Origin of the sequence: Glaciecola punicea ACAM 611 (assembly GCF_000252165.1) — a bacterium.
In the GTDB taxonomy this organism is placed as follows: domain Bacteria; phylum Pseudomonadota; class Gammaproteobacteria; order Enterobacterales; family Alteromonadaceae; genus Glaciecola; species Glaciecola punicea.
This window is the reverse complement of sequence record NZ_BAET01000019.1, coordinates 19,203-36,408: the sequence shown is the minus strand read 5'-3', so window position 1 is coordinate 36,408 and position 17,206 is coordinate 19,203. Positions and strand designations below refer to the sequence as shown.

General features: G+C 44.2%; 11 protein-coding genes. 6 read left to right on the top strand and 5 right to left on the bottom strand.

Going from position 1 to position 17,206, the window contains the following annotated elements:
• Positions 1-320 precede the first annotated feature (320 nt).
• Both GPUN_RS08325 and GPUN_RS08320 read left to right on the top strand, forming a co-directional pair.
• Positions 321-1,067, top strand: a complete 747-nt coding sequence (locus GPUN_RS08325; RefSeq protein WP_006005536.1) for a TrmH family RNA methyltransferase — start codon at positions 321-323, stop codon at positions 1,065-1,067.
• Between the two features lie 129 nt (positions 1,068-1,196).
• Positions 1,197-1,541 (top strand): hypothetical protein, encoded by a 345-nt coding sequence (locus GPUN_RS08320; RefSeq protein WP_006005535.1) that lies wholly within the window; start codon positions 1,197-1,199, stop codon positions 1,539-1,541.
• Positions 1,542-1,808: 267 nt separating this feature from the next.
• Here the strand turns inward: GPUN_RS08320 and katG are convergent, their stop codons facing one another.
• A complete protein-coding gene (gene katG / locus GPUN_RS08315) occupies positions 1,809-4,016 on the bottom strand; it encodes a catalase/peroxidase HPI (protein WP_006005532.1) in 2,208 nt (735 codons plus the stop codon).
• 252 nt (positions 4,017-4,268) lie between these two features.
• Between katG and GPUN_RS08310 the strand changes: the two genes are divergently transcribed.
• The 3 genes from GPUN_RS08310 (at position 4,269) to GPUN_RS08300 (ending at position 9,397) form a co-directional block, all read left to right on the top strand.
• Positions 4,269-5,285 (top strand): energy transducer TonB, encoded by a 1,017-nt coding sequence (locus tag GPUN_RS08310; RefSeq protein WP_006005530.1) that lies wholly within the window; start codon positions 4,269-4,271, stop codon positions 5,283-5,285.
• A 511-nt stretch (positions 5,286-5,796) separates the two neighbouring features.
• Complete coding sequence (locus GPUN_RS08305; RefSeq protein ID WP_006005528.1) at positions 5,797-8,964, top strand: TonB-dependent receptor; 3,168 nt, start codon at positions 5,797-5,799, stop codon at positions 8,962-8,964.
• A 184-nt stretch (positions 8,965-9,148) separates the two neighbouring features.
• Complete coding sequence (locus tag GPUN_RS08300) at positions 9,149-9,397, top strand: GlsB/YeaQ/YmgE family stress response membrane protein (protein WP_006005527.1); 249 nt, start codon at positions 9,149-9,151, stop codon at positions 9,395-9,397.
• Positions 9,398-9,491: 94 nt separating this feature from the next.
• Here GPUN_RS08300 and GPUN_RS08295 read toward each other — a convergent pair whose 3' ends face one another.
• The 4 genes from GPUN_RS08295 to GPUN_RS08280 all read right to left on the bottom strand — a co-directional run bounded on the left by GPUN_RS08295 (position 9,492) and on the right by GPUN_RS08280 (position 15,246).
• On the bottom strand, positions 9,492-12,065 hold the full coding sequence (locus tag GPUN_RS08295) for a TonB-dependent receptor plug domain-containing protein (RefSeq protein ID WP_006005524.1): 2,574 nt from the start codon (positions 12,063-12,065) through the stop codon (positions 9,492-9,494).
• 270 nt (positions 12,066-12,335) lie between these two features.
• Entirely contained in the window at positions 12,336-12,776 is a 441-nt protein-coding gene (locus tag GPUN_RS08290) for an OsmC family protein (RefSeq protein ID WP_006005523.1), read from the bottom strand.
• A gap of 49 nt (positions 12,777-12,825) precedes the next feature.
• Positions 12,826-13,410 carry a hypothetical protein gene (locus GPUN_RS08285; protein WP_006005521.1) on the bottom strand — a complete coding sequence of 195 codons (585 nt, stop codon included), beginning with the start codon at positions 13,408-13,410 and terminating at the stop codon, positions 12,826-12,828.
• 303 nt (positions 13,411-13,713) lie between these two features.
• Entirely contained in the window at positions 13,714-15,246 is a 1,533-nt protein-coding gene (locus GPUN_RS08280; protein WP_006005518.1) for a DUF3612 domain-containing protein, read from the bottom strand.
• A 295-nt stretch (positions 15,247-15,541) separates the two neighbouring features.
• Between GPUN_RS08280 and GPUN_RS08275 the strand changes: the two genes are divergently transcribed.
• Positions 15,542-17,140, top strand: a complete 1,599-nt coding sequence (locus GPUN_RS08275) for an isocitrate lyase (RefSeq protein WP_006005514.1) — start codon at positions 15,542-15,544, stop codon at positions 17,138-17,140.
• Positions 17,141-17,206 lie beyond the last annotated feature (66 nt).

The following is a 17,206-nucleotide window of genomic DNA, read 5'->3' as shown; positions in this document are numbered from 1 at the left end:
TGCATTAGCTTCGTAGTATTTAAAACGTACCTCATTGTAGGGCCGCTTATTGAATTTGCAAATTCAATAAGACTTTGATTGTTTCTTTATTCTCAGTTTATATAAAGCGTTTATGCGCGCCAGTAGTGCTATTGAACCTGCTTTTTTGTTCTGTATTTAGTTTTATACCTGACTTGATCTCGGCTAAGTGCTACGATATTGCGATAAAGATCTGAAGGTTTTAGATGTGCTAAATTATTAATAGGACACGACGTGATAGGCGCTAATAAGCTAATTCTGCACACACAATGGGTGCAAAAAAGAGGTGAAGGCAAAAGTATATGAAACTGGACGATGTTAAAAAGCTGCACCAAAAAAAATACCGTACGCAGTTAGGTTGCTACCTTGTAGAAGGCGAACATCTTGTTCTTGAACTACAAAACGCATTAAAAAAAGGCGCTATCGCTACACCAATAAAGCTTTTCGTTACCCAAGAGCATGAGCCGTGGGCGAATGCTTTAAACGCAGGCTTCAGTATATCTGTCATTAATCAAAAACAAATGAGCCACATTAGTGACACCAAAACACCGCAGGGGATCGTTGCATGCGTGCGTTTACCAGCATTAAGTAATAAAAAAACGGCTATCAAACAAGATGAGCGCTGTATTTATTTGCACGAAATTCAAGATCCTGGCAATTTAGGCACAATTTTAAGAAGCTTAGCCTGGTTTGGCAATTTTCGCTTACTGCTTAGCCCCGACAGTGTCGATCCGTTTAACCCAAAGGTAGTGCGAGCTAGCATGGGCGCTATTTTTCATGTGCCTATTGAGCTTGATGTTTCGCTTAATGATTTACAAGCTCGCTTTACTACGTTTGCTTATTTAGATATGCAGGGCAAAAAAATAAGCGCGGCCGTTTTTGCAAACTACGACTGCTATTTGTTTGGTAACGAAGGGCGCGGTGTTCCGCTTCACGCGTTAGCGCAATGCAATGCTGATGCCTTTACAATACCAGGCACTGCTAATGTGGATTCTCTTAACCTTGCTAGCGCGGTGAATATATGTGTTTATCAGCTGTCTTTGTCGTGACATTGTGCACTGTTGTGATGCTAGCAATTTTAAACTGCTAATCCTGCAGTATATTACGAGTTTCAATTTATTGTATGTAGCGTAAAATGATACCATTGCGTCACACTTCTTAAATTTCGGAAAATTACCATGAACAGAAAAAGCACACTAAAGACATTGGCAATATCTAGCGGCATTCTTTCGTTTTTACCCGCGCTTTTTTATTATTTAGTATATGCTAAGTTACTTCACGCTGGCAAGAATATAGTCAAGCTAGAAGAGCTTTATGTACTTTTTGCGGTTACCTTTATTGCATTTTTTAGTCATGTTGGGGTGATGTTTGTGTCGAGCAGCATTGGCCTTGGTGCCGCCTTCTTTATGGTGTCGTTGTTTGTACAAGTTACAGTAGTGGCGGCGCTTATAATGTTTTATAAGGCCGCTCGTTATGAAAACTACAACCCAGATAAGTCGGGCTCAGATCCGCTTACTCATTAAAACAGTGTCTTGCTTACACTATTCAAAATAGCCGACACCTTATCTGTGCATAAAAAAGGTAAGTTTCAAGGATTGCTTTTTTTGCGCCCAAAAAAAAGTGGTTTTATAAGGGCGGTTGGCAGACTTAGCGCATCATTTTTGATGGTCTACTGACCCATGTCATCAATTACTAGCACGCGGTGCTTTGGCCAGCGAAACTGGCAAAAAAAACGAGCCTGGTCAAATATGATTAGGCTCGCTGTTTTTTCTAAGATAGCCTATTAGGGCCTAGGCTATATCAAATCTGTCGGCATTCATCACTTTATTCCACGCCATTACGAAGTCTCTCACAAACTTCTCTGTAGCGTCATCTTGTGCATACACCTCACTAACAGCGCGAAGCAAAGAGTTGGCGCCAAACATTAAGTCTGCGCGACTTGCGATATATTTCGCCCCTTCTTTGCTAGTGTCTTTGCCTGTAAAATACTGCGCATGTTCATTATTGGGTGTCCACGTTATGTTCATATCGAGTAAGTGGGTAAAAAATGCGTTGTTTAATTTACCGCCTTCGCTGCCAAACATGCCGTACTTGGTTTCTTGGAAGTTAACGCCAATAGCACGCATTCCGCCGACTAAGACTGTCATTTCAGGCGCGGTTAAGGTTAGTAGCTGCGCCTTGTCTAAGAGTAGCTCTTCGCTTGAAGCCGTAAAGCGCTGTTTTTGGTAATTTCTAAAACCATCGGCTATTGGTTCAAGCACGTCAAATGACGCTACATCTGTTTGCTCCTCAAGTGCATCCACTCTGCCTGGGGCAAACGGCACCGTGATGTCTACTCCCGTATTGCTTGCTGCTTTTTCAATACCCACCGCACCTGCAAGCACAATCAAATCGGCAATAGAAACCTGTTTGTTATCCGCATTGGCATTAAACGAGATCTGTATTTTTTGCAGTACTGCTAACACTTTCGCTAGTTGCTCCGGCTGATTTACGTCCCAATCTTTTTGCGGGGCAAATCTTATTCTTGCGCCATTAGCGCCGCCTCTTGCATCTGAACCTCTAAAAGTAGACGCCGATGACCATGCGGTATACACCATTTCATTCATAGACAAACCGCTGTGTGCAATTGTTAGTTTTAACTGTTTAAGGTCTTGCTCGCTGACTAAGTCGTAATCTCTAACAGGCAACGGATCTTGCCAAATTAAGTCTTCCTTGGGCACATCACTGCCTAAATAACGCGATTTTGGACCCATGTCGCGGTGGGTTAACTTAAACCAAGCACGTGCGAAAGCATCGGCAAACTCTTGTGGGTTTTTATGAAAATGCGCTGAAATTTTACGATACTCAGGATCCATTTTCATGGCCATGTCGGCAGTGGTCATCATAATATCCAGTTTTATGCTGGCGTCTTCAACGTCGGGGGCATGATCTTGTGTTTTAAGATCTATCGCTTGCCATTGTTTTGCGCCTGCTGGCGAGGTGGTTAATTCCCACTCATAGCCAAACAGCATATCAAAATAACTCATGTCCCACTTCGTTGGTGTGGGTGTCCATGCGCCTTCAATGCCACTGGTGATGGTGTCGCGTCCTTTACCTGATTTGAAATTGTTCTTCCAACCAAGTCCCATTTGCTCAATAGGGGCAGCTTCAGGCTCCGGCCCGTGGTGCAAGTCGGGGGCAGCGCCGTGACTTTTTCCAAAAGTGTGCCCGCCTGCAGTTAAGGCAACGGTTTCGTAGTCATTCATAGCCATGCGCGCAAAGGTTTCGCGAATATCTTTGGCAGATGCAAGCGGGTCAGGGTTGCCGTCGGGTCCTTCTGGATTAACATAAATAAGGCCCATTTGCACCGCGGCTAAAGGCTGTGCTAGCTCGCGTTCGCCGCTATAGCGCTTGTTATCCAGCCATTTCTTTTCGCTGCCCCAGTATATGTCTTCTTCAGGCTCCCATATGTCTTGTCTGCCACCGCCAAAGCCGAAGGTTTTTAAGCCCATCGAGTCTAGCGCTACGTTACCGGTTAAAATAAATAAGTCGGCCCATGACAAGCTACTGCCGTACTGTTGTTTTATCGGCCAAAGCAAGCGGCGCGCTTTGTCAAGATTGCCGTTGTCGGGCCAGCTGTTTAAAGGTGCAAAACGCTGATTACCACTACCAGAACCGCCGCGCCCGTCGCCTTCGCGATATGTGCCTGCTGCATGCCATGCCATTCTGATCATGAAAGGTCCGTAGTGACCATAGTCGGCTGGCCACCAATCTTTGGAATCGGTCAGCATTTTTTCAATGTCATTTTTAAGCGTGTTTAGGTCAAGTTTGTTAAAAGCGGCTTGGTAGTCAAAACTCTCCCCTAAAGGATTCGTTTTTTTATCGTTTTGATGCAAAATTCTGATATTTAGTTGGTTTGGCCACCAGTCTATATTCTTGGTGCCGTCACCGCCTACTGTGGTATTGCTGCCATGCATGAAAGGACACTTGCCGGCTGGTGAGTTTTGGTCTTGTTGCATACGACTTCTCCCGAATTTTGTATTTGTAAGGTAGCGCTAAATGCCTGGTGGCGGCACGAAGCCTTGGTTCAATGGAGACGAGTGTATAGAAGTTTCTAATAGTTAAAAGTGAGTAAAATAGATTGCCTTAATCGTATTATACGATTGGCTAATCATGTTTTTTTACACAACAAAAAAGGTTTACACTCAATCTCATTGTTCGTAATATCGAGCTCTTATTATCAGTGCCATTTGGCTATCAAGGAATGCGGCATGCCAATTTTAAAATCATTATTTATTTTCTTACTGATACTCAGCGCGTCAATACAAGCTCAAAGCTTTGTTTCTGCCACGTTAGTTGGGCAAGGGTCAGAGCAAGATTTTGATTATAATCCGCGCAATGGTCAAGAAGGATGGGCCTTACTAAATTACGTCATAAACGACAAAGGTAGCGTTGAAGATATTATAGTAGTTGATTCATCAGGCGATGACATAATTACCGCTGCCGCTTTTCGGCGCGTAAATGCGTTTCAATACAAACCGGCAACAAGCGATGGTACAAATGTGGCAAGTCACACTGAAATTTTCTTTCGTTTGCTTGAATCTCGTGGCGGAAAAGATAGAACCGCAGTGTCTAGAGACTACAAAATAAAATATGATAAAATACTCACATTAGTAAATGCTAAAAACTTCGAGCAGGCGTCCCAAGAAATTGAATCCTTAGACATGCGCGGCAGCCGTAATTTATTCGAGCACGCCAGAACCGCTTGGCTTAAGTCGATGTATTATTTTCACACGCAGCAGTTCAATCTTTATACTCGTGAAATGCGCGTGGTTACTTTACTTAAAGACTACTTGGCGACCAAAACAGTGTCAGCAGGCATGAGCAGCTTGTTTGAAAGCTATATATTTTACAACGAATTAGGCAAGGCACTTACACTAGTGGCCACAATGAGCGAGTTTGAAGGCGTAGAGGTAAGCCAAGACGTGCAAAACGAATTACTGACGCGCATTGCACTTAAGTCTGCAGGTAAGAAAATTATTACGATAAAGGCAGAAATTTTAGACGGAGGTGTTTATCACCATGTGATCTCTATGGCGCAGCAGATTAACATCCAAACCGTAAGGGGTGAGTTAAATTCATATGATTTACGCTGCCAAAACTTTAGAAAAGTCGGCGATGATGTCAACAAGCTCTTGCTATTGTTTGCTGATGCTTATGGTCCTACCTGCGATTTGTTTATAATGGCTAAACTTGGCGCTAGTTTTGAGTTGTTTTACACGATATAAAAAAATTGTAGCGTGATGGCTTGTAAAAGACGTTCGACACAAGCTCAAAGTCAACGATAGATAAATTACAAAGCTGGAATAAGAAAAAGTAACGCTTCTAAAATAAATTAAGGGAATTTTCACTATTTTTCAGCGTAATTTTATCTTTTATAATAATTACTCAACATTTTGGTGAAAACAATCATTTCTTGAGTCACATCAATATTCGTAGCCGAGTCAATAACATAGCCTCTACAGTTAGCCATATTCCTTATGCATTCACATTTAGGGTGTTCTTTAATCACATAAGTATTTTGTAACCAAAGCTAGCTTACTCTATACTAAATTTGTCGTGCTATTGATTTTAAATCTTGAGCTAATATGTTTAAGCGATGGCTGCGAAATAAAATAAGAAAACACAAAAACACAAAAAACATAAAAAAGACAAAACTGTAATGAAACTGTAAAGGATACCGTGGACAATCTCCTGGGGAATTTAAGCATTATTCAAAACACACATAGGGAAACTTCAATGTTTACAAACAATAATTTAAGCAAAATCGCAATAGCAGTTGCCTTGTCTGTTGGTCTTTCAACCGCCACTATGGCGCAAGAAACATCATCAGCTATGGAAGGATCAATAACGACTCCTTCCGGCGCTCCTGCTGCCGGGACCTTGGTAACAGTGGTGCATTTACCCTCTGGTACGAGTCGTCAAACAACGGTTAGTGACACCGGTACATTTACCATGCGCGGCTTGCGTGTAGGTGGACCCTATCAAGTAATCGTTGATTCTGATCAGTTTCAAGACGCTAACATCGACGGCGTGTTTTTGAATATTGGTGAAGCTTTTGATATAGATTTGCAGCTAGAAGACGCTTCATCAATTGAAGTTATTACGGTTAAATCTTCTGCGGTAAGCACGTCTGTTTTTGGCGCAACTGGCCCGCAGTCAGTGTTTAGTTTAGATGACATTCAAAACGCACCGGCGATAAACCGTGATATAAACGATATTGTGCGTGCCGATCCGCGTATCTTCGTAGACGAAAGTGCCAACGATTCAGTCCGTTGTGGCGGCGCAAGCCCCCGTTTTAACAGCCTAACGCTAGACGGTGTTCGCTTGAACGATACCTTCGGCTTAAGCAGTAACGGCTACCCGACTATACGTACTCCATTTTCGTTTGACGCGGTACAAGAAGTCGCGGTTGAACTAGCGCCAATGGATGTTGAGTACGGTGGTTTTACAGCCTGTAACATTAACGCGGTTATAAAATCTGGTACCAATGAAATTACCGGCGGCGTGTTTTTTGATTACACCAGCGATTCATTTCGTGGCGACACCGCCGATGGCGAAAAACGTGATAACGGTAACTATACCGAAGAGCGCTATGGTTTCAACATAGGCGCACCTCTTATTAAAGATAAGTTGTTTATATATGCAGCATACGAAGCTTTAGAAGGCGTTCGTTTGTTCGACTACAACTTTGGCGGGGACAGAGTTACCGAGCAAGACATAAGCGACGTTTCGCGCATTGCACAAGAAGTATACGGCTATGATGTTGGCGGTACCCCCCCAAGCTCACCGGTTGACGATGAAAAGATTTTGCTTAAGCTAGACTGGAACATCAATGATGACCACCGTGCAGCTTTAGTTTACATATACAACGACGGCTTTACATTAAGCCAGTCAGACGGCGGCTTTGGTCGTGTATCATTGTCTAACCATTTTTATGAGCAGGGCGCTGAACTAGATTCAACCGTTTTAACAGTATACTCAAACTGGACAGACGACTTTTCTACTGAATTCCGTTTAGGCCAAACTAACCTAGATAACCGTCAAGTATCAATAGATGCTGCATCTGGATTTGGTGAAGCGCAAATTAGAACAGAAGGCGGAGGCACAGTCTTCATTGGTCCAGATGACTCGCGCCAGTCAAATGACCTAAACTGGGAAAGGTTTGATTTTAAACTGGCGGGTACCTACTACTTTGGCGACCATAAAATAACCGCTGGTGTCGAATATGAAGAGCAAGACGTATTTAACTTGTTTATGCAGCACACCATTGGTGAGTACCGATTTAATAGTATTGATGATTTTGAAGCCGGATTAGCGAATAGTATTTACTATAACAACTCAGCGGGAACTAATAACCCAGCCGATGCGGGCGCTACATTTAACTTTGATATTTTGTCATTGTACTTACAAAATGAATTTTATATAACAGACGACATCCAAGTTAAAGTTGGTTTGCGCTATGAAGAGTATTCGTCGGGTGATGTACCTAACTTAAACAATAACTTTACGCAGCGTTATGGTTTTAGTAACCAAGGCAACGTAGACGGTATAAGTTTGCTACAGCCGCGTGTTGCGTTTAACTGGGCGGTAAGTGATGTATTAGAAGTACGTGGTGGTGTTGGCTTGTTCTCAGGTGGTAACCCTAACGTGTGGATTTCGAACGCTTACTCAAATGACGGCGTAACAAACATCAGCACGCGTGAGCGTGACATAAACGGATGGGATGGTGGTACTACTTCTATTCTTGATATACCACTTTCTGGTGGAGGTCGTCCTATCTTTGATGCACCGCAAGAACTAGTTGATTTAGTGGCTAACACTAGCACCGAAAATGGCGATGGAAATACGGTTGCAACTGATCCTGACTTTGAAATTCCGTCAGAGTGGAAGTATACCTTGGGCCTAACGTATATTGCGCCTATGGACTATATTATATCAGCAGATATTATATTTACTGACAAGCAAGACTCTGCGATTTATCGCGATCCAAACCTGACACTTGTGGGTGCGGGTACTACGTTGGGCGGTCGTCCAGATTATGCGCTAGTAGATCCTAGCAGAAGAGTAGGTAGCGATTTTGTATTAGGTAACGTAGCGCAAGGTGACGGTAAATCGTCTATCTTTTCATTGAGCGTCGCTAAATCTTGGGACATCGGTATTGATGCAACCTTAGGCTATTCATACGTCCAGTCAGAAGATGCCAACCCAATGACAAGTTCTGTTGCATTTTCTAACTATTCTAACTTTGCCACAAGTGCGGCTAATAACCCAGGTGCTGCAACGTCTGACTATGAGATACCGCATCGTGCAACGCTTAGCCTAGGTTACGCAACTGAGTTTGTTTCAGGGTACGAAACGCGCTTTACGCTGTTCGGCCAAGCCAGCGATGGCAAGCCAATATCATATGTGTTCAACAAAGACCGTCCTCGTCGTGAAGACGGTATCGAAGAAGCGTTTGCATTTGATTCACCGGATCGTCGTCAACTGCTTTACATTCCAACAGGTGATGGCTCTGACGGTGTTTCATTCTTAGATGCAGCAGATGAAGCCGCTTTCTTTGCATGGGCTGACGGTGAGGGCTTTGCACGTGGTCAAACGACTGAGCGTAACAGCCGAAATGCAGACTGGTGGGTTAAAGCCGATATTCGTGTAAGTCAGCAGTTACCTGGTTTTATTGAAGGTCATAAAGCTAGCGCATTTATTGTTATCGAGAACTTTACGAATATGCTAAACGATGACTGGGGCGATTTTCGTCAAGGCTCATTTGTAGGCGACGAAGTTGTTGACGTTGATACAGATGGCAATGGTAACTTTTTCTACAAAAACTTTGAAAAGCCAGGTCAGTCTATTTCCAGAGCGCCTTCTCTATGGGAAGTGCGTGTAGGTGTAAACTACCGCTTCTAAGCTTTAGTTAACGATATAAAAACCCGGAATTAATTTCCGGGTTTTTTTTAGTTTAGCCTTTATGGCCCTGTGCAGCGGTGAAAAGGGATATTACAGCACCCCAAAGCTGCCCGTCATTATCGTGACATTAAAGTAGCAAACTGAAAAGATTTAGGTGAGTTCACAAGAATAAAAAGGAAACACTATGGGTATTTTATCATGGATAATATTTGGCTTAATTGCGGGCATCATTGCTAAAGTGATTATGCCCGGCAAAGACGGCGGTGGTTTTATTATGACCACCGTACTGGGCATTGTCGGCGCCTTTGTTGGCGGTTGGATAGGCGCATTTTTTGGACTAGGCAGCATTGGTACTTTTAGTTTAGGCAGCATGGTAACTGCTGTTGTTGGCGCCTTACTTGTGCTATTTATCTATCGCCAAATCAAAAAATAGTAGTGCTTTGTTTGGTCGATATACTACATTGAGATAGACATAAAAAATGGGCCAGTAGGGCCCATTTCTTGTTTACATTAACTACTAGCGCATATTAGAACGTATAGCGTATCTGTCCATACACATAGCGGCCGTTAAAACCAAAAGGCGAAAAGCCAGAGTACGAGAACAAGCGCGAGAAGGTAGTAACATCATCTACCAGTTCGCGTGTTGTATCGGGATACACATCAAGTATGTTGTTGGCGCCTAACGATACGCTTAGCTGCTCGGTGATAGGGTAATTAACATCTAAGTCGGTTATCCACTTACCCGGCAGTACTTCGTTTCGCAACGGGTTGTCAGACGGATCTTGCGTCTCACCATAGCGTGTTGTTCTTAAGGTGGTGGTGGCATAGGGTGATGTCCATATCGCGCTTAAGTTAAGCTTTTCGTCGGGTGAGCCAACTTCAAAGCGGCGCAGTTCGTTGCCATCAAAGAGGTTGTTTTGATCCACGCCAGCGCCCTGGAGTAAGGCCGGTGGATCGATAACGCTAGTCACTTCATTATCGTTTTGGTTGTAGCCCACACTAAACATTACACTGTTGTTGTCTAGTTCAAGATTATAACTCGAGACTATGTCAAAGCCTTTGGTGGTGGAGTCAATAGCATTTAAAAAGAAACGGCCGCGGTTAGCGCCTGTGCCTGCTAACAACTCTTCAACCGCTGCTCCCGACAGGTTGCTTGACAATACAATGCGGTCATCAATGTCTATTTCATAGAAGTCTACGGTTAAGTTGAAATTTGATGAAGGCGCAAAACTAAAGCCTACACTCATATTGGTGGATTCTTCCGCATCTAAACCTGGGCTACCTAGCGCAAGGGCTACCTTTGACGAGGGTGAGAATGTGCCTGTTTCAGTCGGTTCTCCATCCACAAACACGGTCGCAATTGAGGTAAAGAACTGCTGCTGTAGTGAAGGTGCTCTAAAGCCGGTAGAGATTGAACCACGCAGTGAAAATGCGTCTGTTAACATCAGGCGGTTAGACACTTTCCAGTTGAAGGTTGAGCCAAAATCAGAATAGTCTTCAAAACGAGCGGCAACAGCTACGTTCCACATTTCAGTCACGTCAGCTTCTAAATCGATGTAAGCACTGAAGTTTTCACGCGAGTTATTGCTAGCAGATGCAGTTGTAAAACCGGGGAATACTTGCGAACCGGCGGCGCCTAAACTATTACTTACACCAGGCGCTGCACCGCGAGGTCCAAATGGGCCTTGGGCAAAAGAGGCTGAATCGCCTGCTTCAATAGCGTAGTCTTCACGACGATACTCTGCGCCAATGGCAAGGTTCATATCGCTGGCAAAGAAGTCAACGCGGTAAAGCCTGCTGGCGTCTGCATTAAATACAAACTGTTCATATATGAGTGTGCCCGCATCAAACTCAGTTGGACTCGTTGGACCTAAGGACGTATTTAAGCTGTTGATTACACCGAAGTTGAAGTCGTCACTTCCGTACACTGCAGATAAATCGTAGTCCCATTCATCGTATATGCCTTTTACACCAAACGCGAAAGAATAGTCAGCAATTTTTGAGGTGATGGTGGGTAAGAAACCGTCTGGATAAATTTCTGTCACGTTTCTAGCGTCTTGCGCCCGGCGATAAAAACCGCTTCCTTCGCCCGTGCGTGAGCTATATGAACCAAAAGAATACCAGTCCATATTCGCATTTATGCTGCTGCCTGCGTTATAAAATATGGCAAGATCGGTAACGTCGCCGTTACCAAAGTTGTGATTGTAGCGATTAACGGTCAGTTCGCGAGGATCTAAGCTAGCGTCGTCTAAGCGTGCGTAGTTTTCGCGCTGATCATAGTCTGCGCGATTAGTTGCGTTGCGCTGTCTATATTCGCCTGACACGTTTAAAAAGCCGTTATCGGCTATACTTAAACCGATGTTTCCGCGTACGGTGGTAGTTTGACCATCGGTGATCTTGCGATCAGAGCCTTCGGTAAAGGCTAGTTTACCGTCAGCGCCTTGTGATACGCCCGTTAACCTTGGCACGCCGTCCATGGTGGTTGCGTTCGCACCATAAGTAACTGACATGGAGCCGCCGTTGTCAGCGTCTTTTAGGACAATATTGATAACCCCAGCAATGGCGTCTGAACCGTATTGTGCGGCAGCGCCGTCGCGCAATACTTCAATGCGCTTAATAGCGTTAACGGGGATAGCGTTTAAATCGACCGCAGAGGAGCCGCGACCTGCTGAACCGTTCAAGTTAAGCAATGCGCTGGTATGGCGACGCTTTCCGTTTATCAATACTAATGTGTGATCGGGTGCAAGGCCGCGTAACTGAGCGGGTCTAACGTGGTCTGTCCCGTCAGTAATAGATGGCTGAGGAAAGTTGAAGCTAGGTAATAATGTGCTAAGTACCATATTAGTTTCGGTAAGTCCTGATGAAGATAGCGCCTCTGAATCGATAATATCAATAGGCACTGAGCTGTCTTCAACCGTTCGCCCTATACGGCGTGATCCGATAACGCTTATTTTTTCAATCGCGGTGTCGTTGGTTACGACGTTGTCTGGCGCAGATTGAGCAAGTGCACTTTGACTCGCTACCACAGTTGCGACGAAGCCAGCGCATAAAGATAATTGAAATAACGGTCTTTTATGAATGTGCCTGCGTTGTTTAGACATAATTTTTTTCCCTATTGATGTAATGTTTGTGTGTGCTGCTTAATACTGGCGGTAGAGTAAACTGTATTCTGTAAAAAATAGCTACTAAATTATTAGCTAACACGTTCTAAAACAATGTTATAGCAAGGTTTATATTACGAGAAGAAGAGGCAGCAGGTCAAACACGTTTTGGTATTAGATAGGCGAATGCATTCTTAAAGTTAATATTTACTTGAATTTGATGATAGTTAAAGAGGGTGACTTGCGCGAATCACCCTCTGGCTAAGTAGATTAGCCTGCGGCAGAAAATCCCTCTATTTCAAGAGTGATCTCGCACTTGAGTACCTTTGAAATAGGGCAGTTTTTTTTAGCGCCTTGTGCAATCTTGGTAAACTCAGTCTCGTTAATACCGCTTACTTTTGCGTGTAATACAAGCTGCGACTTAGTGATGGTGAATCCATCGCCATCTTGCTCTAAACTCAACGTTGCTTTTGTCTGTAAATTACCATCATTATAGCCCTTATCGGCTAGTGCAAATGAAAGCGCCATTGTAAAGCAACTAGCATGCGCTGCCGCAATTTGTTCTTCTGGGTTAGTCCCGTTGCCGTCTTCAAAGCGCGTGTTGAAACCGTAAGGCTGTTTGTCTAAAGCACCAGACTCTGTCGACACATGTCCTTTGCCTTTTTTACCTAGTCCTTCATAGCTTGCGTTTGCTGAATTCTTGGTTGTCATATTCTCTCCTTTGGTGTCTTAGTCATTTGCGTCATTCATAATTTGTGCACTAATCAGAAGTTGCCCCCTTTTTTAATATTCCGCCGATATGTGCTGCGTTAATTTTTTCATTCACTTGCTTTACTTGCTCAGATCGTAAATAGCAAAATATTAGTGTGTCTTCGTTGTTTAAAGCATCGTCAAACTCTGCCACTAAGGAACTGCTTTTACTAGTGCCCACCATTGAAGCTGACCATGCGCAAAAAACGGCGCCGCCTGCCGCCATACTGGCAATTGCCGCACTAATAGCCACCATAGAAGCTGACCATGCGCCAAAAACGGCGCCGCCTGCCGCCATACTGGCAATTGCAGCGCCGCCTAGCGTTACGCCAGCGACAGGAAATGCAGTAAGCAGCACACCAACAATTAGACACAATCCCGAGCCTATGAGAGCCCCTCGGGTTAGCGCTTCGGGTAGTTTAGATTTACCGCTAGTATCCAATTCAGGGAGATCTGCCAGTGCTATTTCGCTGTCTTTACTGACCACGCCAATGCAATCTTCGCTGACTCTAGTCTCGCGCAATATATTGATTACATTCGTAGCGGCTTGAACGTTTTTCACGACGAGATAGGTGTTGAAATTAATATTAGACATAATGCCTCCATTAGCACCATGAATTAGTGCAGATAGGGTGCCAATTGGCGCTTATATTTTAAATTTCATATTTTCGATTTTAAACATGTAGTTACAAACACGATCACGCGCCCTTAATAAAGAACGGCTTACAATGAGTGAAATTCTTTCTATTAAATTGTAATATTTTCAGGCATCAATAGTTTGCAAAGACACTATCATCAGGAAATAAGGCTTCTACAGCCAAGAATAGAATCTAAAATTTGAAGGAATGCTTCGCCGCCGGCCATGCAGGCAGCGGTAGCAAAAAGAGATTAAGCTAAACTATGAACATTCTTTGCTGCTAGCATAGCAACTTGGGACGCGCGGACAATGCGCCCCGCGCGAACAAATAAGCCGAGCGTCAGCTGCTATGCCACGTTCTATCCAATTAATATTCAATATACGCGACACACTCGACAGCTTATTCTTAATAGAGGCGGGTATAGCACTTTGCCCTTCGTTTTCGGCACACGCTTTCTTCAAGTCTTCAGCCATCTGATTAGCGTCACCGCCTTGTGCTTCTATTGCGGGGTTCAAATCTATGCCGGTGCACAACACGTGGTTGTTGTCGGCTAAGTCTTTTACGCTGGTTGACTCACAGCAGTATATTCTTGGCTTGTCTTCTACATTTAGAATAGAAATTTGTGCTGAAGTGCCGGTGGTGGGTACGTTTATCATTCTAAAAACCGCCCAGTGCTGGCATGGATCTTCGACTAAGCGCATATTGCCCCAGGGCAGGGGAATGCCGTTGCCTCGGTAAACGGCTTTTAATTTTCCCGGTGCGTAAGCATCAAAATAATGCCAGTGCGCGTAGGGTGAAACTGCTGTCATTCGGCGCATTGCCACCGAGGCCGATACACCTAGTTGCTCGTGCACGCTAACTTCATAGCCGTGACGGTCAAGTAATTGCCTAAAAGGCACTTTGGGGCATAACAACGCGCCTGCAAAAAAGCTAGACTCGAAATCGCGCCACGCATGCAAAATGTCTTGTGCGTTTACGGTAGACGACTGTGGAGTTGCATCAAACAATGCGCTGCTAGATTGATCCACCGTGTTGCCAGTGACTAACACGCTTTTCAGCCCATCGCGATTGTGCAGCACGCTATGACCAATATGCACCGCTAAATCATATTTTAAGCGAGTGGGGAATTTTTTTAATAGAGTATTTAAATTAATGGAGCTAGGCGGATCGTAAAATGAAGTAACGACACTTCGTGAACTCACTCCAAGCTCGTCTTTGGCCGACTTAGGCATGCTGTCAAACCATTTAACGTGCAGGCCTAGGTTTTTAGCAATATCAAACAGGTCTTCTACACTCAAGGGCATTCGTTTCAGGCCCACCTCTTCGGCAGCACGCTCTAAGTCTGGAAAATGGTTTTGGTGGTGTTCTTGGTGAGCACGAATTAACAAGTGAGCGAATTGACGACCGCTTACGCCGGTTTGCGACAGCATTTCGGGTATGGCAATTTGTAAAATTTCGTTGGAAAAAAGAAAGCTTGGCTCTAAAGCCATGCCGCTTATGCCGCCTCGGTTGCCCTTGTCAGGGGTAATAGACTGCTCTTCAGGCACGTCATCTAAAAACCAATCTACCTCTTTTTGAAACACATTCGCAATTACCTCTAGCATGTCGTAACTAGGCACACGTTTGCCGCGCTCAATCATAGATAAATAGCTGACGGACGGCGCTAGCTGGGCACTCACTCTTATGCAACGAGCCGATAAATCTTCCATGGTCAGGTTATTACGCTTTCGTAAATTACGAATTTTAGTGCCAAGTAAATGTGATTTTCGACTTAAGCTTTTACTAATTCTCATGGGTGTGTCCTTGTTTCCTAAAGTCACGTTAGCACCGATATTTTCATACTAATCATGCCGTTTACCGTTTAACACTTTTGTAAAATTTACATTGTAAAATTTTAATTGTGAAATTTTTAATCAATTTACACTATATTATTAAACAAGAAAAGCGAAGGTTAGCAGCGGCAAAATAATTAATTGTTAATAAGGTATTCAACTGCTAGTAAACACACGATTGGCTGAATCGTTACACACTGCGCGTAAAGCGGCAGAGATACTAAGGCCAATAATTTTATAATGAAAAGGAAGTATAATGAAAACGTACAATGAACAAACCAATGAGGTAAGCAGCATAATCAAGAAACGTGATGGGCTATGGAATGCGATTAACCCTGAGAATGTAGCGCGCATGCGCCTGCAGAATCGTTTTAAGACAGGTTTGGACATTGCTAACTATACTGCAAACATTATGCGCAGTGATATGGACGGCTACGATCAAGACAGCAGCAAATACACGCAGTCTCTTGGCTGCTGGCACGGGTTTATCGGCCAGCAAAAAATGATTTCAATCAAAAAGCATTTTAGCACAACCAAAGGTCGCTACCTGTACCTGTCTGGCTGGATGGTCGCGGCGATGCGATCTGAGTTTGGTCCTCTGCCCGACCAGTCTATGCATGAAAAAACTTCTGTTCCCGCACTAATAGAGGAGCTATATACGTTTTTAAAGCAGGCCGATGCGCGTGAGCTAAACCATCTTTTCAAAGATTTAGATGCCGCTCGTAGTGCCGGCGATGACGTAAAAACACGCAGCGTTGAAAAACAAATTGAAAACTTTGAAACCCATGTTGTGCCAATTATTGCCGATATAGACGCCGGCTTTGGTAACGAAGAAGCCACCTACTTACTGGCTAAGAAAATGATTGAAGCAGGTGCGTGCTGCATTCAGATTGAAAATCAAGTGTCTGACGCTAAGCAGTGTGGCCATCAAGACGGTAAAGTAACCGTTCCTCATGAAGATTTCTTAGCCAAAATAAACGCTGTACGCTATGCGTTTTTAGAGCTTGGGGTGGAAGACGGCGTAATTGTTGCGCGCACCGATTCATTGGGCGCAGGCCTTACTCAGAAAATACCAGTGTCGCAGGCCCCTGGTGATTTAGCGCAGCAGTACAACGCTTACATAGACGGCGAAGAGGTGACTTCGTTGAGCGACCTACAAAGCGGCGACTTAATTATTAAGCAGGGCGATAAAATTATTAGGCCCACTCGTTTAGCTAACGGACTCGTTAAATTCAAAGCTAACACGGGCGAAGATCGCTGCGTTTTAGACTGTATAACCTCATTGCAAAACGGTGCTGATTTGCTGTGGATTGAAACTGAAAAACCCCATATAGGCCAAATTGCCGGTATGGTGAACCGTATTCGTGAAGTGGTGCCTAATGCCAAACTGGTTTACAACAACAGCCCTTCGTTTAACTGGACGCTTAATTTCCGCCAGCAAGTATTTGACCAGTGGGCAGATCAAGGCCGCGACGTGGGTGCCTATCAGCGTGAGCAGTTAATGAACGAAAGTTACGATAGTTCAGAGCTTGCTATAGTCGCGGATGAGCAAATTCGGAGCTTCCAAAAAGACGCCGCGCAGCAGGCGGGCATATTCCATCATTTGATTACTTTGCCCACTTACCATACCGCAGCCTTATCTACCGACAACCTAGCCAAGGATTATTTTGGTGAGCAAGGTATGCTAGCCTACGTGCAGGGTGTGCAGCGCCGCGAAATTAGGCAAGGACTAGCCTGCGTGAAGCATCAAGACATGTCAGGGTCGAACATTGGCGATGATCATAAAGAATACTTCTCGGGCACCCAAGCGCTTAAAGCGTCGGGTGAAGACAATACTATGAACCAGTTTTCATAGTAGCGATTAGCTAATATGATGGTGAGTTAGTCACAGATATCATTTTCTCTATGCTGCTTTTCACTT